This is a genomic window from Microbacterium esteraromaticum, from assembly GCF_900163815.1.
Classification (GTDB): Bacteria; Actinomycetota; Actinomycetes; order Actinomycetales; family Microbacteriaceae; genus Microbacterium; species Microbacterium esteraromaticum_B.
Map to the genome: position 1 here is coordinate 25,552 of NZ_FUKO01000029.1, position 19,812 is coordinate 45,363.

The 19,812-nt window shown below is 71.7% G+C and carries 20 protein-coding genes; 1 reads left to right on the forward strand and 19 read right to left on the reverse strand.

Annotation, left to right across the window (positions count from 1 at the left end):
- Nucleotides 1-5: 5 nt before the first annotated feature.
- From FM104_RS11335 to FM104_RS11415, 17 genes are all read right to left on the reverse strand, one after another.
- Nucleotides 6-1,769: a TraM recognition domain-containing protein gene (locus FM104_RS11335; protein ID WP_087132351.1), complete on the reverse strand. Its 1,764-nt coding sequence runs from the start codon at nt 1,767-1,769 to the stop codon at nt 6-8.
- A gap of 61 nt (nt 1,770-1,830) precedes the next feature.
- On the reverse strand, nt 1,831-2,319 hold the full coding sequence (locus FM104_RS11340; RefSeq protein ID WP_143738357.1) for a hypothetical protein: 489 nt from the start codon (nt 2,317-2,319) through the stop codon (nt 1,831-1,833).
- Nucleotides 2,316-3,866, reverse strand: coding sequence for an ATP-binding protein (locus tag FM104_RS11345; protein WP_087132353.1), 1,551 nt, complete (start codon nt 3,864-3,866; stop codon nt 2,316-2,318). Before FM104_RS11345 ends, FM104_RS11340 begins: the two co-directional genes overlap by 4 nt.
- Before the next feature lie 44 nt (nt 3,867-3,910).
- On the reverse strand, nt 3,911-5,365 hold the full coding sequence (locus FM104_RS11350; RefSeq protein WP_087132354.1) for an SCO6880 family protein: 1,455 nt from the start codon (nt 5,363-5,365) through the stop codon (nt 3,911-3,913).
- Between the two features lie 166 nt (nt 5,366-5,531).
- On the reverse strand, nt 5,532-7,085 hold the full coding sequence (locus FM104_RS11355; RefSeq protein ID WP_087132355.1) for a conjugal transfer protein TrbL: 1,554 nt from the start codon (nt 7,083-7,085) through the stop codon (nt 5,532-5,534).
- A gap of 33 nt (nt 7,086-7,118) precedes the next feature.
- Complete coding sequence (locus FM104_RS11360) at nt 7,119-7,442, reverse strand: DUF6112 family protein (protein ID WP_087132356.1); 324 nt, start codon at nt 7,440-7,442, stop codon at nt 7,119-7,121.
- An 82-nt stretch (nt 7,443-7,524) separates the two neighbouring features.
- Nucleotides 7,525-8,340 (reverse strand): hypothetical protein, encoded by an 816-nt coding sequence (locus FM104_RS11365; RefSeq protein ID WP_087132357.1) that lies wholly within the window; start codon nt 8,338-8,340, stop codon nt 7,525-7,527.
- Nucleotides 8,341-8,349: 9 nt separating this feature from the next.
- The gene (locus FM104_RS11370; protein ID WP_256971630.1) at nt 8,350-8,652 is read right to left on the reverse strand and encodes a DUF6112 family protein; all 303 of its coding nucleotides are present in this window, start codon (nt 8,650-8,652) and stop codon (nt 8,350-8,352) included.
- 70 nt (nt 8,653-8,722) lie between these two features.
- Nucleotides 8,723-9,892 (reverse strand): M23 family metallopeptidase, encoded by a 1,170-nt coding sequence (locus FM104_RS11375; RefSeq protein WP_087132359.1) that lies wholly within the window; start codon nt 9,890-9,892, stop codon nt 8,723-8,725.
- Nucleotides 9,893-9,906: 14 nt separating this feature from the next.
- Nucleotides 9,907-10,602 carry a hypothetical protein gene (locus FM104_RS11380; protein ID WP_087132360.1) on the reverse strand — a complete coding sequence of 232 codons (696 nt, stop codon included), beginning with the start codon at nt 10,600-10,602 and terminating at the stop codon, nt 9,907-9,909.
- A 61-nt stretch (nt 10,603-10,663) separates the two neighbouring features.
- Nucleotides 10,664-11,125 carry a hypothetical protein gene (locus FM104_RS11385; RefSeq protein ID WP_087132361.1) on the reverse strand — a complete coding sequence of 154 codons (462 nt, stop codon included), beginning with the start codon at nt 11,123-11,125 and terminating at the stop codon, nt 10,664-10,666.
- Entirely contained in the window at nt 11,109-12,257 is a 1,149-nt protein-coding gene (locus FM104_RS11390; protein WP_087132362.1) for a ParB N-terminal domain-containing protein, read from the reverse strand. The genes FM104_RS11385 and FM104_RS11390 overlap by 17 nt, the downstream gene beginning before the upstream one ends.
- Complete coding sequence (locus FM104_RS11395) at nt 12,254-13,072, reverse strand: hypothetical protein (protein ID WP_087132363.1); 819 nt, start codon at nt 13,070-13,072, stop codon at nt 12,254-12,256. Before FM104_RS11395 ends, FM104_RS11390 begins: the two co-directional genes overlap by 4 nt.
- Nucleotides 13,073-13,317: 245 nt before the next feature.
- Nucleotides 13,318-13,800 carry a hypothetical protein gene (locus FM104_RS11400; RefSeq protein ID WP_087132364.1) on the reverse strand — a complete coding sequence of 161 codons (483 nt, stop codon included), beginning with the start codon at nt 13,798-13,800 and terminating at the stop codon, nt 13,318-13,320.
- Nucleotides 13,797-14,531, reverse strand: coding sequence for a DUF2637 domain-containing protein (locus FM104_RS11405; protein WP_087132365.1), 735 nt, complete (start codon nt 14,529-14,531; stop codon nt 13,797-13,799). Before FM104_RS11405 ends, FM104_RS11400 begins: the two co-directional genes overlap by 4 nt.
- Nucleotides 14,528-15,412: a bifunctional DNA primase/polymerase gene (locus tag FM104_RS11410; RefSeq protein WP_179206766.1), complete on the reverse strand. Its 885-nt coding sequence runs from the start codon at nt 15,410-15,412 to the stop codon at nt 14,528-14,530. The genes FM104_RS11405 and FM104_RS11410 overlap by 4 nt, the downstream gene beginning before the upstream one ends.
- 272 nt (nt 15,413-15,684) lie before the next feature.
- Nucleotides 15,685-16,539 (reverse strand): hypothetical protein, encoded by an 855-nt coding sequence (locus FM104_RS11415; RefSeq protein WP_179206767.1) that lies wholly within the window; start codon nt 16,537-16,539, stop codon nt 15,685-15,687.
- Between the two features lie 447 nt (nt 16,540-16,986).
- Between FM104_RS11415 and FM104_RS11420 the strand changes: the two genes are divergently transcribed.
- Nucleotides 16,987-17,265, forward strand: coding sequence for a helix-turn-helix domain-containing protein (locus FM104_RS11420; protein WP_087132368.1), 279 nt, complete (start codon nt 16,987-16,989; stop codon nt 17,263-17,265).
- 10 nt (nt 17,266-17,275) lie between these two features.
- On the opposite strand, the gene FM104_RS11425 is transcribed toward FM104_RS11420, so the two are convergent.
- Complete coding sequence (locus tag FM104_RS11425; protein WP_087132369.1) at nt 17,276-18,577, reverse strand: hypothetical protein; 1,302 nt, start codon at nt 18,575-18,577, stop codon at nt 17,276-17,278.
- 59 nt (nt 18,578-18,636) lie between these two features.
- Nucleotides 18,637-19,797, reverse strand: coding sequence for a hypothetical protein (locus FM104_RS11430; RefSeq protein WP_087132370.1), 1,161 nt, complete (start codon nt 19,795-19,797; stop codon nt 18,637-18,639).
- Between the last annotated feature and the right edge of the window lie 15 nt (nt 19,798-19,812).

Here is a 19,812-nt window from a genome sequence, read left to right on the forward strand (position 1 = left end):
ATGCGTCAGTGGCCGGCACGTAGTGCGGCCTCCACGGCGGCGCGGTCTTCCCGCAGCTGGGAGGCGTCCCGGCGGCTCGGCCAGGCGCGCAGATCGGTGACGATCGGGCGGGCGGTGCGGAGCATGACGATCCCGGTGCCGAACGGCAACGTTCGGAGCACGTCGGGCGGGAGGATCGGGACCCGTCGGATGGAGCGCTGGCTGGAGTGCGCGCCGTAGGCGTCGGTCGTGTACGAGTCCGTGCCCTCGTCGCGTTCCCCGATCAGCGTCGACAGGTCCTGCAGGTCCCGGCTGTTGGATGCGCCGCCGAGGATCACCTTCACGATTGACGCGTCCCAGATCGCGTTCGCATTGTTTTCGCCCCACTTCTCCCGCGCCTGGGCGAGCGACTGGAGCACTGGGAGCGTCGTGATGCCCGTCCCGCCGCCCTCAGCCATGAGGGTCGGCAGGCTCGGCAGCGGTGACAAGTTGCCGATCTCGTCGAGCGCAAGCAGCAACGGAGGGTCCATCCGGGCGCCAGGGGAGCGGGCGGCGATCTTCCGGGCCGCCTCCACGAGGTCCTCGATGAACGCGGCCACCAGCGCCGCGGACGCACCTGCCCCAGCACCGGTGGCGAGGAGGAACAGGGTGCCGCCTGCCCGGAGGAACGTCTCCGGGTCGAACTCCTCTCCGGGAGCCGGGGACACGGCGTCGAGCACGCGCGGATCGGCCAGCGCTGCCAGGGCGAGGGACACGCCCTGCCAGATGCTGTCGCGGGTGCGGGGGTCGGCCTGCACCATCGCGTCCAGGCTCTCGGCCCATCCGTCGGCCGCGCCGGGGTGCGAGGAGAGCACTCGGACGGCGTCGGCGGCGAGCGTGGGATTCAGGGCCCACTGGTAGAGGGTCTTCGCGTCGCGCCCGTCGAGGGCGGCTGCGTGCAGCAGCGCCTGGATCGCGCTGGTGGTCTTGCCTTCCCAGAAGCCGGCGTCCTGCACCCCGCCGAAGCCTGTGGCCGTCGCCAACCCTTTCGCTCGGATCATGGCTGTGAGGGGGTCCTGGCAGCCGCGCACGGGCGACCACCGCAGCCCAGCGGGCAGGCCCGGGGCAAGCTGCTGTGGATCGAACACGGCCACCGGACCCTTCCGCGCCCGCGCGCGGAGCGTGGCCGTGAGGTTGTCCGGCCGGGTCGAGGTCGTGATCACCGCCCCGGGGGCGTCCAGGACGCTGTTGATCACGATGTGCAAGCCCTTGCCGGAGCGGGGCGGACCGATCAGGAGGATGCTGTCCTCGATCGTCGCCCACACCTGTCCGCCCTTGCTCGAGCCGAGCAGGTAGCCCACGTCGCCTGGGGTGGCCTTGCCGGTCAGCGAGGGCCGCAGCGTGCTGGCGCGCTTCACGAGGGTCTTGCCGGATGCGACCCGGGCGATCTCCCCGCCGGTCGCGGTGCCCGCCAGCTGGTGCGGGTTCGTACTCGAGCGCGCGCGACGGATCGCCCGGAAAACGAATACGCCTGCCGTGCCGAGCACGCCGAGCAGGACGACGACCAGAAGCCAGTAGACGACCGGGTTCAGGCCGTCAGCCCCGATTGCCGCCCCTGGGTCGGCCGGGGATGCCAGGACGCCGAGCCCGTCGGTGAGGCTCCCGGACGGCTCCGGGAGGCCGGTGAGGAACGCGGCCGCGCTGCCGGCCACTCGGAGCACGCCGCCGAGGGCGATGGCGGCGACCAGTGCGCCAAGGGCGACGTTCAGCAGGGCATCGTTGGCGGGGCGGGCCTGTCCGGGCGCGGCCATGACGCCTCCTTCCTGACCCGTCCGTGCGGCGGGTCAGGAGCGAGGTAGGGCCCGGCGAAGGTCAGTCGGCGCGCTGAATCGAGAGAGTGCCCGAGATACGACCCAACAGGATCACCTCGCCGGTGACCGTCGCCTTCTCCGCCCGATCCACCAGGGCGCGAGCGGTCCCGTTGCCGCCGGCGGAGGTATGCCGCAGCACGAGGGCGATCGCGACGTCCTCGCCCGGAACGAACCCTTCGGACGTGAACTCGACCAGCACCGGTCCCGGCGCAGCTGGCGGTATCGGCGCGTCACCGGGCACAGCTACCGGGGTGATGATGTCGGCCCAGACGCTGCCGTCCAGCTCGTGGACCTCGACCCGAGTGGGGCTGTGCAGCCGGGTGACCAGCTCGCCGATCGCCCGGCCAAGCTCGTCCCGGGTCGTCGGCGCGGCAGGGATGCGCTGCCCGTTCACGGTCAGCACGATGTGCTCTTCGGAAATGACCTCCGCAATGATCAACGGCAGCACCGCCGGGACAGCTTCGGGGTCGCTCTTGCGCCACATCCTCACGCCGCCGTACCCTTATCGAAAGGCCCCAGCGATGCTCCCGGATCCGTGAACTTGCGGGCTTCCCCAGTCATCCGGCCGGTCGTATCGAAGGCCGCCAGCTCGCTCGGGTGCAGTTGATGCTGGATCACGAAGGACCTGTCCTTGATCCGCCACAGGCCCTGCCCGGTGCCCAGAGTGGGCAGCAGCCGCTGCTCGGTTCCGGTGAGCCCGAGGGTCTGCGCGGTGACGCCCAGCTGGTCGCTCTCTTGCCGATAGATGATCCTCGTCTCCGCATTGGCGAGCAGGCTGCCGGCCAGCGCCCGCATGGCTGAGCCGCTGTCGCCGACGGTGTCCAGATCCGTCAACTTGTGGAAAATCAAGAGGTTCGCGATGCCGTAGTGGCGGCTGAGGCGCCACTGCGCGTCCATCCGCCGCAGCAGCGACGGATGGCTCATCAGCCTCCACGCCTCGTCGTACACGACCCATCTCTGCCCGCCTGCCGGGTCGAGGAGCGCGGCTTCCATCCACGCGGAGGAGCAGGTCATCAGCACGCTGATGAGGGTCGAGTTCTCCACCACCCGGGAGAGGTCGAGGCTGATCATCGGCAGCGTGGGGTCGAAGGTCACGGTGGAGGGCCCGTCGAACAATCCGGCCAGGTCGCCGGCGACGAGTCTGCGCAGCGCGTGGCCGACGAGGCGGCCGTCTTCGGCGAGGCGCCCGTCGAGGTTGTCGGCGGAGTCGGGGGCGAGGATGCGTTCGACGATCATGGGCAGGATCGGCACGGAGGCCTGCGCGACAGTTGCGCGCAGCGCAAGGTCGATCGCGGTGTGCTCCAGAGGAGAGAGGGGTCGCTCGAGGACGGTCTCGGCCAGCGCCCCGATCAGGTCGCGACGACGGGAGGCGATGGTGGAGGTCCACTCGGCCTCGGAGAGGCCGGCGGGTCGGTAACCCTGGTCCAGGGGGTTGAGGCGGGTGCGGAGGCCGTGCCCCAGGATGATGGCCTTTCCGCCGACTGCTTCGGCGATCGCGGAATGCTCGCCCTTGGGGTCGCCGGGAACGTAGACGCGGCGTCCGAAGGCGATGCTGCGCGTGTAGAGGCTCTTGGCGAGGCTCGATTTCCCGGCGCCCACGATGCCGGCCAAAACGAGGTTCGGGGCGGTGATCAGCCCCCGCTGATACAAGTGCCACGGGTCGTAGACGAAGCTGCCGCCCGAGTAGAGATCCTGCCCTACGAAAACACCGCTGGAGCCCAGGCCGCCCTCCGCGAGGAAGGGATACGCGCCCTGGAGCGTCGCGGAGGTGTCCTGGTGGGTGGGCACCCGGAACGGCCGGTAGGAGCGCAGCGCCGCGGGGCCGGGCTCGCCGCCGCGGGGCAGGTAGGTAATGGCGCGCGCTTCGGCGCGCTGGGCGTCGTAGCGTGCCTTCTGCTCGGCGCGGGTGGCCGCCTGATCGTTGGCGAGGACGGCCTCGGCGGCCTTCTGGCGTTGCCGGCGGCCGCGGCGGCTGCCCCGCCCGGTCTCGACGAGGACGGTGGAGTAGAGCTTGCGGCGGCTGCGATCGGGATCCATGACGGGGCCTTCCTTCCGGGGTCGGTGCCGGACAGGTAAGGGCTTCAGATGCCGCGGCCCAGCGGCAGCGCAGCAGCGACGAACGCCTGGGCTTGCTGAGCGACCAGGAGCCGGGTCTCGCAGGAGGCTTGGATCGCGGCTTGCTCGATGGCGGCGACGGCGGCGTCGAGCTCGTCGACGGTGTCGGCGGACACGGCGATCAGCCCGGTGAAGCGCAGCACCCCGTGCCCGGCGGTGAGGTCGGCTTCCTGCTGGAGCACGTCCTGGTACTCGGCGGACTGCGAGGCGTCCTCGATCTGCCCGATCCGCTGCCTCTGGGTGGCGTCGGAGATGTACTCGGTTTTCTTCTTGCGGATGTCGCGGGCTGCTTGGTCGGAGCGGACCGGGTCGCACAGCATCGTCACCGATCGGCGGATCCCGGAGCTGAGCAGGATCGGGGCGAGGAACCCCGGGTAGACCATCGCCCGGGGCCACTGGCTGATCCACAGCACCGCGTGGTGCGCGGAGTCCGACCGCAGCCTGGACCAGGTCTCCTCGACGGCGACCGGGCCGGCAGTGGCCAGGTCGCGGCCGAGGTCGCCGGCACGGTCGAGGCTCGAGGCGACCTGCGGGTCGTAGGCGGTGCGGAGCATGACGGCCAGCTGCCCCGGCGTGTACCAGTCGGAGGGCTTCAGGTCCGCGGCGCGCAACGCGGTGGTCAGGGTGTGCATCTCCTGGCCGAGCACGGCGGCGGCCCCGCGGAGGCTGCCGCCGGCGGCGCGGATCTGCCGTGCGGCGGCGCGCATGTCCAACTGTATGGAGATCGTGGTGATGTGCCGTTCCCCGGTGGGACCGGCGCGCTCGATGAGCTCCCGATAGGTGTTGGCGACCCAGGAGCCGTCGTCGCGGCCATGCTCGGCCCACCACTGCGTCAGCCCGGACCCGGAGTCCGGCAGCGTCCGCTCCAGGACCTGCAGCCGGGCGACGCGGCCGGAGCGGCACACGGTGGACAGGACGCGCCCCCAGGCATGCACGCGCCGCTCCTGCTCGCCGGGGTCCATCAGCACGAAAGCCGGGTGATTGACTTCCAGGATCGCGGTGAGCGTCTGCTGGTGCGGGTCGTGGACCATCACCGCCCCGGTCTCGGGGTCCTCGTACTGCCTCAGCGCCGCGGCATCGCCGGGGAGGGCGAGAGTGCCGGCGGGGCGGGGCTTGGCGATGCGGCGCCGGTAGGCGGTCTGCCGTGCAGCCTTGCGCCAGAGCCAGTGCCCGGTGATCGGCACCCACTCGACGAGCTTGCGGCCGCCGATCCCGACGACCGCGAGCCCGACCGCGGAGGCCCAGGCCGGGGCGGTGAACAAGGCCGTGGAGCCGCCGGCGTACAGGGAGGCGACGAACACGACGGCCGCGACCGCCAGGACGATCACCTGCGACAGGGACAGGCCCAGGATCAGTCCCCGGGTGGTGAGCCGGGAGAACTTCACCGGCGTCAGCTCGTACTCGGATCGGGTGGTAGCCATGCTGCTCCTCGGGGCTCGGCGGGACATGCGGGACGCCAGGCAGGTACGAGGACGCGAAGAAGGCGGCGGTGCACGATCCCCGGGTCAGGTCGCTACAGCTGACCGGGTCGTGCACCGCCGCCTTCCGGGGGGTGTCACCTCCTCTCGGGATCGGGGCGGTCGGGGGCTACCGCTTCCCCGGATCCGTCGGGGAGGGTGCCGGGGGCGCAGGAGAGGTGCGCTGCGGCGGCGGCGCCTGCTGGGCCGGCGGAGCCGAAGCACCCGTCGCAGGCGGCGGCCCCTGCCGGGGTGGCGTCGGCTGCGACCGCTGCGGCGCCGCGGGCTCGGTGGCGGGCGCAGGGGAAGGCTGCGCCGGAGGCGGGGACGAGGTCGCGTGCCGTGGCGGCTGCTCGGGCGGCGGGGCGGCCTGGCCCTCCTGCGCGACCGAAGCCTGACCTTCCGCGGCCCGGCCCACAGAGGCGCCCGCTTTGGGGCCCGCCTCCGCCGCGCCCTTGGCGACGGTGGCAGCCGCGGCCACCCCGAGCCCGATCGGCCCGGCCGCCGCACCCGCGCCCGCGCCGGCGGTGGCCGCGCTGCCGCCACCGGCCCCGGCGGTGCCCGCTGTGCCGGCGGTGCCGGCCGTTCCGGCGGTGCTGGCGGTGCCGGCCGACCCGCCGCCGGTGGGCGCGCCACCAGGCGCGGGCTCCGCGCCGGGACCGCCCGGGCCGGGTCCAGCCGGCGGTGCTCCGGAGCCGCCGGAGGAGCCGTCGCCGTCGAGAACCTGCTTGGGGGCGGGCCCGGAGGGCTTGCCCGGCAGCGGCAGCGGCCGGTTCATCGACTGCTTCGCGTCCTGCTCGGCCGCGATCGAATGGTACATATCGAAGCCCACGAACGCGATGAACCGGTACACCATGTAGGGCGCGAAAGCGGCTACGAACATCAACACGATGCCCGCGACCGGATCCGCGATGGAGGCCAGGTCGAAGTCGATCGGCGCGTTGACCTGATTGATCGCGACCAGGAACACCACGACGATGACGAGTTTGCTGAAGATCAAGGCGAGGACGAAGCTCGCCCATTTCCCGAACCAGCCCCGGGCGGCATCCCACGAGCCCCCGGAGAGCGCGACCGGCGCCATGACCACCGCGACCAGGATCAGCGCTTTGCGGATCAGCAGGCTGAACCACACGATCGCCGCCGCGCTCAACGCGAGGAACGACAGGAAGATCGTCACGATCGCCCCCGCACCGGGGGCGCTGAGGTTGATGGCGGTGAGCCCGGCCACTAGCAGGCCGATCTTGCCGCCCATCTCCTCCACGGTCGTCCCGGTGGCCTGGACGACCCCGATGGTGAGCTGGTCGACGACCTCCAGCAGCGTCGTGGTCAGGGTGACCACGAGGAAGGAACCGAGGACGCTCCGCGCCAGCCCGAGACCAGCACGCGAGAGCGCAGACGGGTCGCGGCGGATCAGGCCGGTGATCAGCTGCAGGCAGAAGAAGATCAGCATCAGGAAGATGGCGATCCCGAAGATGACGTTGTACACGCCGATGTAGCCCGGGTCGCTCAGGTCGACCAGCGTCGTGGTGTCGAACAGCCACCACACGCCCTGGAACATCCAGGACGCGGCGGCGCCGATCGCCTGCGCCAGCCAGTCGAACGGCGCGCTGATCAGCGTCGCCGCGGTCTCGCCGACGACGTCGCAGACGTTGCTGATGATGGGGACGTCGCAGATGCCGGCCATGCCTCACCCCTTTCCGTTGCTTGTTTGAAAGGGTCAGGACACGGTCTGGCCGACGTTCCAGAAGAAATTGATGAGCGTGACGCTGGCGCCGGTAATGATCGCCGCGCCGCAGGAGATGAGCACGCCGAGCTTGCCCCTCGACGCGAGGTGGGGGTTGGAGGAGTTCGCGCCGAAACCCCAAACCACAGCCGAGATGATCAAGGCCAAGACGCTGAGGATCAATCCGACCGTCATGACGGCGCCAACGACGGTGCGCAGCGCGGCGATGCCGGGCAGGCCGTTGTCGTTGGGCGGGATGACGATGTCGGCCGGGACGGCGGCGACAGTCAGGGCGAGGGTGTCGACGATGAGGGTCATACAGGGCTCCTTGACGAGTACGAGCCCGCCTCGTGCAGGGCTCACCGTCACAGGTGCGGACCCCCGGCGGCAGCCGCTGCCGTCACCGGCCCGGGCTTGGCCGGCTCGGAGCTGGTGCCGCGGCGGTCGGTGCCGACTCGTCGCCGGTCAGCGCGGCCGCGCGCTCGGCCAGACGCCGGGCGAGCTCGTCCGCGGCAGCGTCCTTCCTGGTCCGGGCGGGACGGCCGCGCCCGGCGATGGGGGCGTCAGGCGGTGCCGCGGGTGCCCGGTAGGGGGCTTCGCCGGTGTCATGGAAGTTGGCGATGGTGCGCCGCAGCTGCCCGATCGAGACCATGTCGCTCGAGGCCGACACCGTCACCCAGGAGTTCTCGGCGGGCGAGAACTCCTCCAGGACCCAGGTGTATCCGTCGATGGAGCCCATGAAGTCCGCTTCGTCCCAGAACGCGAGGCGCCGCTGGCCGGGGTACTCGAACACGTCCGCGAAGACGTCGTTCGTGTAGTGCAGCCAGTGCGCCCGCGGGTAGCCGGCGGCGATGCGGTCGCCGAGCTCGTACGCCAACGGGTACACGCTGCTCGGGCCCTGTTCGCCGAGGTCGTGCTCGTCGATGAACGCGACGGCGATCTCGGCCATCGCGATCGGGTGCTCGGCGGTGCCCGACTGGCCTGGCACGGGCTCGTAGGTTTCCTGCGCCGGGTCCCAGCGTTCGACCTGCCAGGCGTAGCCGGGGTTCTCGTCGTCGCGTTCGATGCGCAGCAGGATCCGTTCGGGGAACACGATGGTCCCCGCGTTCGACCAGGCCGGGTCCGCGTCGTACGTCCAGGCTCCCGCGGGGCGGTCCTGCGCCTCAATGCGGCGGATGAGCTCGTGCGCGCTGGGCAGGGTGATCGCGTCAGGCATGGGCGGGCCTCACAAGGTGCTTCCGACGTTCAGCAGGAAGTTCATCCAGGCCACCCCGGCGCCGGCCAGCGCGGCGGCGCCGAGGGCGACGAACACGCCGACCCGGCCGCGGGAGGCAGCCTGGAAGTTGCCGTGCGCGGTGGAGACGGCCCACACGATGGCGCAGATCACCAGCATCAGCACGGCGATGATCAGGGTGATCGTCAGCAGCGCGCCGACGATGCTCATCAACGTCGACCGGCCGCCGACGGCGTCGAAGTCCGGGTAGACGTCCTCGGCGACGACCAGCAGCCGCAAGGTCAGGGGCACCACGGGGCCTCCTTCGGTCATCGGATAGCGCGGGGCATCCGACAGGTGCGCACCCCGCACCGGAAAAGGCTCGTCAGTAGGCGCAGCCGGGTCCGCCGGCGGTGGGAGCGTCGATCCCTTCTACGCCGTGCGCGGCCAACCACGGCACCGGGTCGACGGCCTCGGCGCCCGCCCCGCCGGGGTGGACCTCGAAGTGCAGATGCGGGCCGGTGGAGTGGCCGGAGCTACCGACGTCGCCGATGTGCTGCCCGGCGATGACCCGGTCGCCGGCGTGCACGTAGATCCCGTCGGCCCACATGTGGATGTACATGGTCGCGACGCGTTCGCCGCCGATGGTGTGCTCGACGGTGATCTGCCCGGAGTACCCGTCGACCATGCCCGCGTAAGTGACGATCCCGTCGGCCAGCGCGAAGATCGGCGTCCCGTCGGGGGCGGCCCAGTCGTTCCCATAGTGAAAACGGGGCTCTCCGGTGATCGGATCGGTGCGGGGCCCGAGCGGGGACGTCTGGACGTAGGTGCCGGTGGGCAGCGGGAACACCAGCCGGGTCGTCTCCGGGATGTTCGCGTCGCCGGGCACCCCGGACCCGCCGGTGCCGGAGGAGATCGTCAGGGCCTGGAGGATGGCGCGGGCGACCGGCTCGTAGTTCTGATAGCGGTCCGGGAACGCCGAGACTTCGACCGACTGGGCGGCTTCGCCCTTGTCCATCTGCTGCCAGCCGGGGATGTCGAGCAGCCCGCGCGGTGAGCCGCCGTTCGGGCCGTCCGGGCCGCCGTAGAACGCGGCCGCCTGGTAGCGGGGATCCATCAGCTGCTCGACGCTGCCCCACCCGGACTGCGGGCGCATCTGAAACAGCCCGAGCGAGTCGTGGTCCCCGCCATCGCCGTCGTTCGGGTAGCCAGCCGACTCCGGGTAGGCCGACGCGTTCGCCAGCTGCCGCAGCGTGGACTCCGTCAGCGCGGCCATCAGCGCGATGAGGATCCCGTCACGGCCGACGCCGGGCGTGCGGGCGCCGGTCTCGATGATCGTGGCCGCGTGGGTGAGCTGGGTCCGGCTCAGGGTGAAGGTGGTCCCGTCGGCGGTGGTCACCTCCAGCTCGTCCGGGATCGGGCCGAGGACCACACCGGAGGCGATGCACACGGCCTGGTTCGTCACGGCCGGGTTCACCAGCACGGCGACGCCGAGCAGGGACAGCATCGGGGCGAACAGCATGCTCACCAACGCCAGGACTAGCGCCTTCCTCATCGCCGGCCCCCGGCCTATCGAAGGGGGTTGTCGAGCTGCGACAGGCGCAGCAGCACGCACTGCGCGGTCGCCGGCGGGCAGGACAGGAACATCGTGAACGCCACCGGATGCTCCGAGGCCACCGGCTCGTCGAACCACACCCCGGTGCGGTGCCTCGTGCCCTCGACGGTGTAGGCGATCAGCCCGTCGGCGACTTGCCCGTCCGCCGCCTCGACCGCCTGATCCCACTGATCCGGCACCCAGAGCCGGTCGATGCTCAGGGTCTGCGCGGTGCGGTATTCCTGCAGGCTCCGCCACGTCGACGCGGACGGCAGGTAGTTGCCGAGATCGCCGATCAGCCCCGGGGTCTCCTCCCCGGTCGGATCCGCCGCCTGGAGGATCACCGCCCGGTGGTCCTGGACGGTGAGGGTGGTGAAGGTGTCCCAGGTGAACAGCGCCTGCGCCAACGCCCGGGCGAACACCTCCGGATCCTTCGTGTCCGGCAGCGGCGGCAGCGTCGGCGTACCCGGCGACGCGGGACCGCCGGGCGTGGGCGTGCTGGTCCCGGGTCGGGAGGTGGAGCCCGGGTCCGGGGGCGTCCGTGAAGCCGGGCCGGTGAGCAGGCCGTAGACGCCGACGGCGACGAACGCGAGCAGCACCAGCCCGGCGGCGGCCAGCGAGATGATCAGCCGCAGCCTGCGGGGACGGTCCGGGGTGGCGGGATCGGTCATGACGGGGCTGCCTCCTGTGCGAGTCGAATGCACCCGTCAGGTGCGACCCCCGCGCCGCCGATCAGTCCAACGCCCGCCCCGACGACGCCGGCCCAGACGGGCCCGGGCCGGGGTCCGACTCGTCGGTGAGCTCGACCTGGCGTGCCGCGAGCGCGTCCCGCACGCCGGGCTCGGTTGCCGGCTGCCAAGCGATCTGCCCGGCTGCGGAATGGGCCATCATCACCAGGTCGCTGGCCTGAGCGAGGGTGCTCGCGGCACCCAGCGCGAAGAACGCGGTCGCCCGGGCCTGGTCGGCGCCGGTCTCGACGTTCCCGTCGTCGGTTCGTGCGCGGTCGGTGTGCGCGAGGTTCCAGTGTGCGATCTGCTCCAGGCTCTGGGTGAGCGCGCGCAGGGTCGCGGTCACCGCGCCGAACACGTCGTAGACGTCCTCGGGTCGACCGATGCCGCGGGTCGCGTGCGCGAGGCCGCGTGCGCTCTGCCACATCTCCTCCGCGTCGGCGGCCGGGTCACTGAACGTCGGCATCGTCACCGTCCTGAAGGCCCGTGTCGCGGGCGACGGTGGCCGCTTCGAGGAAACGGCTAGTGCCGGCCGCGTAGCTGGCGACCAGCTCCCACTGGTCCGGGTCGGCGTAGCGGCCGAAGTCGTCCGCGTCGAAGCGGTCCCACCAGCCGTGCTCGCGGCGCAGCAGGTCGACCAGGCGACGGTTCTGGTGCTTCTGCCGCAGCAGCGGGTCCGCGTCGGTCCATCCCGTCGGCCCCGCGGCGGTCGCCTGCTGCCGCAGCTGGGCCAGGTGGGTCAGGGCGCGGGTCGCCTCGCGCAGCATGTCTTTGGGCGCCTCCTGCGTTTGGGCGACCTGCAGCTCGGCGGATGCCGCCTGCCGCACCGGCTCCGGCTCGGCCGGGTCGTCGGCGGCGCGGCGCAGCGCGGCGAGGGCCTGCAGGATCTTCACCCGCAGGTAGCGGCCGTTGACCTTCCCGTCGGTGTTCAGCTCGATGAGCGCCTCGGCCGCCTCCTGCCGGATCTCCGGGTCCTCGGTCTCGGTCGCGGCGATCTGCTGCAGCTCGACGACCTGGTCGAGCATCGAGTGCGAGTCCCGCCCGGTCACGGCCTTCGCGGCCTGCACACGCGTCTTACCCGACGCCCCTGCTGCCTCGCTGTGCGGTGGTGTTGATTCGACACCACCGTCCCCACCCGGCCCGGCCGCCGCCTCGCCCGGGTCCGCGCTGGCCCCTTCCGGGTCCTGCGTGTCGGTGTCGGGGCGGGCGCCGAAGCGGGTGGCGCGCTGCTTGCGTGCGTTGTCCTCGGCGAGGATGTCCTTGTACTCCGTGTACAGCTCGGCCTGCTCGACTGGCGTGAGCATCTTCTGCAGGGCGTGCTCGTCCTTGATGGCCAGGACCGTGGCGAGTCTGTCGGAGATACCCGTGACGACCCAGACCGGCACGACCCGGTACTCGAGAATCCGCAACGCCGCCAGGCGCCGCTCGCCGGCGATCAGCACGTTCTGCGGGGTGATCGAGATCGGGACGAGCAGGCCGCCGGTGCGGCGGATCGACTCGACCAGCTCGTCCAGGTCGCCCAGGTCGCGGCGGAAGGAGAACCCGAGCTCGATCTCGTCGATCGAATGCTCCAGTACCAGGTAGCCCGAGCGGCTCATGGCGTCACCGCCGGGCCGAGCCGGGACGCCGCCGCCCGGGAGGAGCGTGACAGGTGCTCGTCGGCCAGCAGCTCCTGCGCGGTGTCGCCGAGCAGGGCACGGGCCAGCAGCCCGAGCCGGCCGGGGTGGCGCTTGCGAGCACGGATGCCGACGACCAGCGCGACCAGCTCCGTCCACACGTCCGGGGTGTAGCCGAGCCGCAGGGCGATGTTGTGCTCGCGGCTGACGATCTCGATCGCGGACTGGTGCGAGCCGAGCCCGGTGATGCGGTGGGCGATGTAGTCCACGGCCTGCTCGACCTGGCGTGCGGGCCACCCGGTGACGACGAGGAAGACGCTGACGGTGCGGATCACCCGCTCGGCGCCGTCGGTCTCGGCCGGGCCGCCGATCGGGGCGGCGTGCGGGTGGACGTCGTAGAAGAACTCTTCGTAGTGCCCGGCGCGCACCGGCTCCTCCTCGGGGCGCTTGGAGGGACGGCGGGCCTTGTCCTGGCTGGTCATGTTCCGGTCGGCGTGCACCTCGGCGGCGATGCCGAGCGCGACGGCGCGGGTGACGACCGCCCACGGGTCGACCGCGCGCAGCGTGGTCGGCTGCCGCATGGCGATGAACGCCTCGAACGCGGCATCGGCCGGGTCGCGGTGCCAGGCTCTCGCGATCGGCGTGTACTTCGCGGTGGCGTAGACCATCAGCGCGGTCGCGACCGGGCTGGAGGACCAGGTGCCGGTCGCGTTCAAGTCCGTGAGGACCTGGCGGAGCCCTTCGGGTGTGGTGAAGTCCGGCACATCGCCGGACGGGAAGGGGATGGTGTGGTGCATAGCGACTCCCTCAACGGATCTGGGTGCAAGCGAGGTATGAAGGGCCCGCAGCCGAAACGATCACGAGGGACGCGGTCAGGGCGTCGCCGGGGGCGTCGGCGGTTTTCGGCGTCGCTGAAGCACGCCACGCGCGCTCGCGGGTGGCTGCTGGGGCGGCCGGGGTTAGCCGGCGTCGATGTTGTGGATGGTCGTCTCGGTGCGGGGGCCGGGCATGCCGAGTGAACAAAGGCCCGGGCGGGATGGGGTCACCGGCTCACCCCCTGCCTTCCCGCCACCGGCGAGCCCGCCGTGGTGGGAGTGTCCGGGGTCAGGGCTTGCTCGCGGCGCGCCAACGCCTGCCGCAGCCGGTCGCGGGCGCCGCGGGCCGCCTCGAGGGCGGCCTGGCGGGCCAGGTCGACGCTGTGCTGGTTCAGCTCCACGCCCTTCTCCAGCACGCGCGCGCCCGCCCGGGCGGCCAGATCGGTCGGGCGTACCCATTGCACCCGCATCCGGTCGTCTTCCTCCGGGGCGTTCTGCTCCTGGGTGCTTTCCGCCTCCCGGCGCAGCGCCGGGTCGGTCCGGATCGCCTCGATGGCCGCCGCCTCTTCCTGCTCGCCTTCGTCCCGGGCTCGTTCGCCCGCTGGCGGGGCGGCGCGGTCCTGCGGGTCCGGGTCGGTGACGCCGGGGCGCGGCGTCGCGGAATCGGTGCTGTCGGGCAACGTGGTGTCGGGCAGGGTGGGGTCGGTCATCTCGCTTCTCCTTCCGCGGGCTGGTCAGGTACGGACAGCCACCGGCCGATCGTGGTGGGGTGCACGCCGAGCTCGGCGGCGATCTGCCGTTGCGAGACGCCGTCCGCGGCCAACGCCACCGCTCGCGCCCGGGTGTCGCTGCCGGTCCGGGTACGCGGGGCGCGTTCGATCGCCGCCGGCGCCCGCCCGGTGCGGGCCGGGGTCGCCACGAGGGCCACGGCGGTCTGCTCCGTCGCCGCCGGGTCGGCGTCCCGCTCGCTGGTGGTGTCGGCGTTGCGCAGCAGCTCCACCGTCAGGTGGGTCATCGCCAGCAGCACGAGGGGCGGGATGCAGGCGACCAGGGCGGCGATCAGGGCCGGCACGCGCGCGTCGGCGGCCACGACGGCGTGCGTGATGTTCGCGGCCACTGAGACTCCGGCCCCGGCGGATAGCAGCAGCCACGCGAAGCGGCGGGCGGAGGCGGCTTGGTTGCGCAGGGCGACGACGCTGATGGTCGCCTCGAGGATCACGCCGTCGACGATGAGGGGCCAGACCCATGCTTGGGTTTCGGGGATGCCGGCGAGCACCGCAAGATCGCGCAGCGCGGTGAAGCTCAGCCAGAACGCGCCCAGGGCGAGCAGGATCGTGCCCGACAGGCTGGTGCCGATCACCAGCCGTGACACGCCCGGTACGAGTCTGGCCGCACCCGCGCCCGACCGCACGTGCGGGTCGGGGCGGGCCGTGCCGGTCATCGCGCCACCGCCTCCCGGCTCGACCGAAACCGACTGCCGGCCGGTGAGGCGTCCGGGGTGAGCCGCACGGTGCGCCAGGCGGATCGGATCGTCGCCTCGATCTCACGCTCGCCCAGGCCGGCGGTGAGTGCCGGCCCGTCCAGGGCGTCCAGGATCCCCGGCTCGTCCATGCCGAGCTCGGCGAGCCGGCATGCCGCCCAGAACAGGCTGCTGTTGCGGTTGCCCTCCACCGCGCCGGCGAGCCAGCCGGCCAGCCGTTGCGTTGCCGGACCCGGGCTCGCTCCGATGACTGGGCGGGGCCGGGGCGGTCGGGGCGGGGTGAGCAGCTCACGGATCGCCTCAGCGTCGACTGGCGACCCGGTGCCACCGAGCGCGATCGTCTCGTACCGGCGCACCGTCCCGGCGACCGCGATGGCAGAGGGTGGGGCGATGATGTAGCCGCCGGTGCCGCGGAAGTCGACATGGGAGGTGCCACGCGCCCAGGTCCGCTGCGGCCGGGCAGGGTCGGACGGGAAGTAGAGGTGCACGCCGCCGGACGGGGAGCGCACCGACTGCAGGGCGCCGGAGACGAGGCCGTCACGGTGCAGCCGCTGCAGCACCTGGTATCCGTCGCCACCGGGATGCACGTCGATGTCGAGCACGTCGACACCATGCCCTGTGGCGATGCCGATGTTCGCGGCCGGCTGCCATGCCCACCAGCCCCGGATTCGCCGGGTCGCGGTGGTCGCCTCCTGGAATCCGTTGTGCGTCAGCGGCGTTTTCCCGCCCGGTACGCAGGGAAACACCGGCAGCCCGGTGGCGGCGTAGGCGAGCGCCGCGTCGCGCAGCGCCGCTGGTGGGCGCTCGTGCAGTGCCGCCATGACTTCGCGCAGCTGGACCATGCTCGCCTCCTCCCACGGTCCCGGATGCTCGCGCATCCTGGCCGTCGGAGTCAGGTGCGTGTCATCTGCTGGTAACCCGTGACCGCTACAGTGACCTCGGGATTTGTGCTGTGACCCTCCCGAGGCGTCCCGCAGCGGCGTCCTCTACCGATACGCGCCGCATCCTTGCCGCGTCCAGCGTCGGACTGGAGGATGCGCGGTTGAGCAATGGATCTGCGTGACTGAGTCACACACGCCGGGCCGAGCCTGCCGCGTGTCGGCCTCTGGTCGTGCTAGCGAGAGAGCCCTGGCCGGTGGTCGTCCGTGGGGCCTTCGGGCTCGGTATCGGGGTCGAGGGATTCGCCGCGTCCGGCGAGCAGACCGCGCAGGAGAGGGTGCCGCCACCCGCGGTCGGTGGACAGGCCGTCGAGATCGGCCGCCGGGCGGCCGGTGAAGGCGAGCACGGCGTTGACCGCCTCGAGGGTGCGAGCCGCCTGCGACCGGCCGATGCCTTCCAGGAGGAAGAAGATCCGGTCCAGCGCCGCCGCGTCGTGTGCTGCGGCGGTGAAGGCCACGGACTCCGCCTGGTCCGTCCCGTCGCGGGCGGCGCCGACCAGCAGGCGCAGCTGCCCGTCCCCATCAGGACTGGTCGCCCGGTAGCTGCCGGCGGGGATCCAGCGGTGCGCCTCGGAGGCGGGCCCCTCGTAGATCGCGGGCTCATCCGGGTGCTCCGGGTCGGGCACCACGACGTCCAGGTCCACCGCGCGCAGCAGCTCGGCGATGCGCTCGCGCTCCGTCGCACTCACCGCCAGGCCGGCGCCGTCCTCGGTCTCGGCGAGCCGGCGCAGCGTCTGCCACACCAGTAGGTCCGCCGGCGGCGGCACGACTGCCCCCGCCTCGGTGCCGGGAACCGGGATCCAGCTCTGGATGCTGGAGACGTCCTCGCCGGAGTATTCCCCGAACATCCGGTCCCCGTCGGTGACCACTGCGTCACCCGGGGCGGCGAGGTCTTCCATCAGGGTCTCCCGCACGATGTACGCAGCCTCCTGCTCGGAGCGGGCGAGCACGTCGAACGCGATCGTCACGGTGTGATGCTCCAGCGGGGCCGGCACATAGCCCAGCGGCGGGAGCCCGTTGTGATCGGCCATCATGACCCTGCTCTTCCTCGGTGCGCGGGCGTTCGCCGTCCGGCTGACACGAGCCCGCTCCTGCAGGAAGGTGCGGGGGCAGGGTGCCGGCCCTCAGATCGGGCGCCGGGCGCGCGGGCAGCGCCGGGACGGTGGACTCCAGACGGCATGCGCGGCGTCAGCTCCGGGACTTCGGTTTCATCAGATGCCCGCCAGCCCGGGCACCGGGCGGCCGGCGAAGGGCGGGAAGGCTACGGGCCCGAGCCTGCTTGCGACACCTGATGCTCGGGTGCGTGCGGCAGGATCGGGATGGTTCGTTGGGGCAAGCACCCTCGGGCGGAACAGGTGCAGGACTAGGTTCCCGCAACCGGGAACGTCCCCGCACCTGCCGAGCCCTGGAAGGCATGAAAAATTATGCCGGATATATATGGCTGACCGGAAGGGTTGTGGTTCGTCACCGTTGGACTCATGTCCTCCAACGCACCGTCTTCATGGGAGGACTACGCCCGCGCCGTCGGCATCGAACTGCAGCGCCGGCGCATCGCCGCAGACCTGACCCAAGAGAAGCTTGCACACAAGGCGGGCATCACGCGCAATCACTACCAGCAGCTCGAGCGTGGCTTCTGGAAGGCAGGCACGCCCGCGAACCCGTCGCTGAAGCATCTCGCCCGGCTCGCGCAGGCGTTGCAGATCGAAGTCGACGTGCTCCTGCCCTCGGTGGCAGAGATCGAATGGCCCGCGGACTGACCGCAGCGCGTTATCGCGACACCTCGTCAGGACCGGTGCCGCGGGTCAGCGAGTCCGCGGCGACGGCGGCGGGGCCGGTGTCGGAGTCCAGGCGTTCGCGGCGCTGACGGAGCAGTTCGTCCAGCAGCATTGCATGCTGCGCCGGGGACGCCGGGACGACGATCCGGTTGGCGACGTGACCGACGGTGGCGAGGATCCCGGCGAGACGGTCGCGCAGATTCCGGTCCGGCGCAGCCCGTGCCGCGAGCGCGATCTCGGTGATGACGGATTCGTTGTGCTGCTCGCGCAGGAACGCCGCCGAGTAGAGGGCGTTGTGCCGCCCTGCCGGCCCCACGACCAGCCGGGCCGGTTCGTCCCCGTACATTGTGGTCGCGTCGTACACCCCGGCCGGCAGGACTGCGGCAGCATGGGAAGCACGCCCGGTGTACTGGTCGGTGCCGTCGGCCCTGCGCACCCGCACCTGCAGGTCCGCGGTGTGGAGCATCGCCCGCAGGTGGGTGCGGACATCGCGCGAGAGCAGCCGTGTGGGTGGGTCGGACGAGTCCTCCTGGTTGACCAGATCGCGCAGCGCCTGCAGGCTCATGAGGTCCCGCGGCACCCACTCGTTCTGGAATCGTGGAGGCAGGGTCGGGCTGCGGCCGCCGCCGGCGAGCAGTTGCAGGAGCTGCCGCTCGCGAGCCAGCGCGGCAGCGTGGAACGCGGACTCCCAGTGGGAGTGGTCCTCGTCATAGCGATCAGCGTCGATCTCGCCTCGGTAGTTCGGGGCGACGGTGACGAGATAGTCGTCCCTGTGGGGCTCCTCCGGAAGCCGGTCCCGCTCCAGTGCATCGGCGAGGTCGTCGCGGAGCGCCTCCGCACGGTCGAGGCGCTCGGTGAGGTCGTCGATGCGGGTGACCTTGATCGCCAGGTCGAGGGCCTCGTCGGTGAAGTTGTCGAAGGCGATGCCCCAGGCGTTCTCGTCGAGCTCGCCGCCGGCCGTGCGGTAGTCCTCCGGGTTAGGGGCCTCGGGGAACGCCTCGGCCAGCAGCTCCGTGACCGGGGTGTCCTCGTACTCGTCGATGAACGCGTTCGGGTTGCGCAGGTGCTGTGCCTCGCGGGTGTTCCCGTCGACGTGCTTCAGCGCCGCCTCGGGGAACCAGCGTGCCTTGACCGGATGGGTCGGGGCACCACGCTCGTCAAGGACGGGAGCCTTGGCGAGGTCGTCGCCCCACCGGGCAAGCAGCGCGTGCAGGAGCTGCGCTGCCTGCTCCCGGTCGCTGCCGACGATCTCGAACACCACCGGGATCCGGTGCCGTCGCTCTTCCTCGGCCATTCACGCCTCCTTGATCGTCCGCATCGGCACCCCGCGGGCGTCGACGCGGATCAGGTAGGTCACAGACCCCCGCGCGACTCGCGGGACGGAGCCGACGGCGCCGAGGGCTTGTTGCCGGTGGCAGCGCCGAGGTCCTGCGCACGCTGGTCGAGGGCGTGCGCAAGTGCCGAGCCGGCCGGTGTCCGGTCTGCCGGGCGGACCGGGATGGACTGGATGGAGAAGCTCGGGTAGGGAGTCGCCTCCTGCAGCGCGTTCAGCCAGGTGTCGACGTCCTCCGGATACTGCCAGTCGGCCGGGGCGGGGTGGGAGGTGAGGAATTCGGTCGCCCCCGCGAACGCGTCCGAGTCGCTGAGCGTCTCGTACAGCGTCGTGGCCATCGTGCGTGCCAGGCGCACCACGCTGATGTCGGCCAGCACCGTCGGTTCCTCGCCCTCCAGATTCGACCAGACGATGACGCCGACCGGCACGCGTGCCGGCGGTAGCGGCGGCCGCTCGGGCTCGCCCTCGAGCGGGACCCATGACGGGAACCCGCCTCTTCGTGTCGTGTTCACACGTCGACTGATCAGGCGGACGAGCTCGTCGAGCGGTTGCTGGCGGGTGTGTTGCTCGAGCAGCCGGGAGATCTCGTCCAAGGCGCGGGCGTCGTTGCGCTCCTTCGGGAACGCGGCCGAGATCCGCCCGGACGGGGACAGCTCCGACGGGGCGACCACGAGGGCGTACTCCCGGTCGTCGTAGTCGAAGGCCACGTAGACGCCCTCGGCGAGTTCCGCGGCGGCGGTGCTGGCGGAGCCCTCGAAGATCCTGGGCCCGCCGGTGCGGCCGGGATCCTCGGCGAAGATGTGCCGGTCCAGGCCCGACAGCACCTCCTGGATTCGCTCCCGAGTCTGCTCCGGCAGCGCACCGGGCGCGCGCAGCAGGACGCCGAGTCCCTCGATCACCGCGAGGTCGTTCACCAGCCCGGGGTACTTCTCCTGCACGAGCGCGGCCTGTGAGGGGCGGGCCGGGACCTGCTGCCAATCGAGCACACCCCACCGGAGGTAGTCGTCGACCTGACGCTGATCACGCAACAGGAACGGTCGCCCATCGGAGTCCTCGGCGGCCAGGACCTGCTCGAGGAGGGCTCGGGCCTCGCCCATGTCGCGTGCCGAGACGCCGAAATCGACGCCGACACGGAACTCCCACAGCGGCTCGCCTTCCTCGGGAGTGCTCAGGTCAACCATGCTCGTCCTTTCCTG

Coding starts and splice junctions, on each gene's coding strand:
- FM104_RS11410 (WP_179206766.1), bottom strand. CDS start 15,412: ATGGTCCAGCTGCGCGAAGTCATGGCGGCACTGCACGAGCGCCCACCA.
- FM104_RS11415 (WP_179206767.1), bottom strand. CDS start 16,539: ATGGCCGATCACAACGGGCTCCCGCCGCTGGGCTATGTGCCGGCCCCG.
- FM104_RS11380 (WP_087132360.1), bottom strand. CDS start 10,602: ATGACCGATCCCGCCACCCCGGACCGTCCCCGCAGGCTGCGGCTGATC.
- FM104_RS11345 (WP_087132353.1), bottom strand. CDS start 3,866: ATGGATCCCGATCGCAGCCGCCGCAAGCTCTACTCCACCGTCCTCGTC.
- FM104_RS11350 (WP_087132354.1), bottom strand. CDS start 5,365: ATGGCTACCACCCGATCCGAGTACGAGCTGACGCCGGTGAAGTTCTCC.
- FM104_RS11430 (WP_087132370.1), bottom strand. CDS start 19,797: ATGGTTGACCTGAGCACTCCCGAGGAAGGCGAGCCGCTGTGGGAGTTC.
- FM104_RS11375 (WP_087132359.1), bottom strand. CDS start 9,892: ATGAGGAAGGCGCTAGTCCTGGCGTTGGTGAGCATGCTGTTCGCCCCG.
- FM104_RS11365 (WP_087132357.1), bottom strand. CDS start 8,340: ATGCCTGACGCGATCACCCTGCCCAGCGCGCACGAGCTCATCCGCCGC.
- FM104_RS11405 (WP_087132365.1), bottom strand. CDS start 14,531: ATGACCGGCACGGCCCGCCCCGACCCGCACGTGCGGTCGGGCGCGGGT.
- FM104_RS11335 (WP_087132351.1), bottom strand. CDS start 1,769: ATGGCCGCGCCCGGACAGGCCCGCCCCGCCAACGATGCCCTGCTGAAC.
- FM104_RS11395 (WP_087132363.1), bottom strand. CDS start 13,072: ATGCACCACACCATCCCCTTCCCGTCCGGCGATGTGCCGGACTTCACC.
- FM104_RS11425 (WP_087132369.1), bottom strand. CDS start 18,577: ATGGCCGAGGAAGAGCGACGGCACCGGATCCCGGTGGTGTTCGAGATC.
- FM104_RS11390 (WP_087132362.1), bottom strand. CDS start 12,257: ATGAGCCGCTCGGGCTACCTGGTACTGGAGCATTCGATCGACGAGATC.
- FM104_RS11420 (WP_087132368.1), top strand. CDS start 16,987: ATGTCCTCCAACGCACCGTCTTCATGGGAGGACTACGCCCGCGCCGTC.
- FM104_RS11355 (WP_087132355.1), bottom strand. CDS start 7,085: ATGGCCGGCATCTGCGACGTCCCCATCATCAGCAACGTCTGCGACGTC.
- FM104_RS11360 (WP_087132356.1), bottom strand. CDS start 7,442: ATGACCCTCATCGTCGACACCCTCGCCCTGACTGTCGCCGCCGTCCCG.
- FM104_RS11400 (WP_087132364.1), bottom strand. CDS start 13,800: ATGACCGACCCCACCCTGCCCGACACCACGTTGCCCGACAGCACCGAT.
- FM104_RS11385 (WP_087132361.1), bottom strand. CDS start 11,125: ATGCCGACGTTCAGTGACCCGGCCGCCGACGCGGAGGAGATGTGGCAG.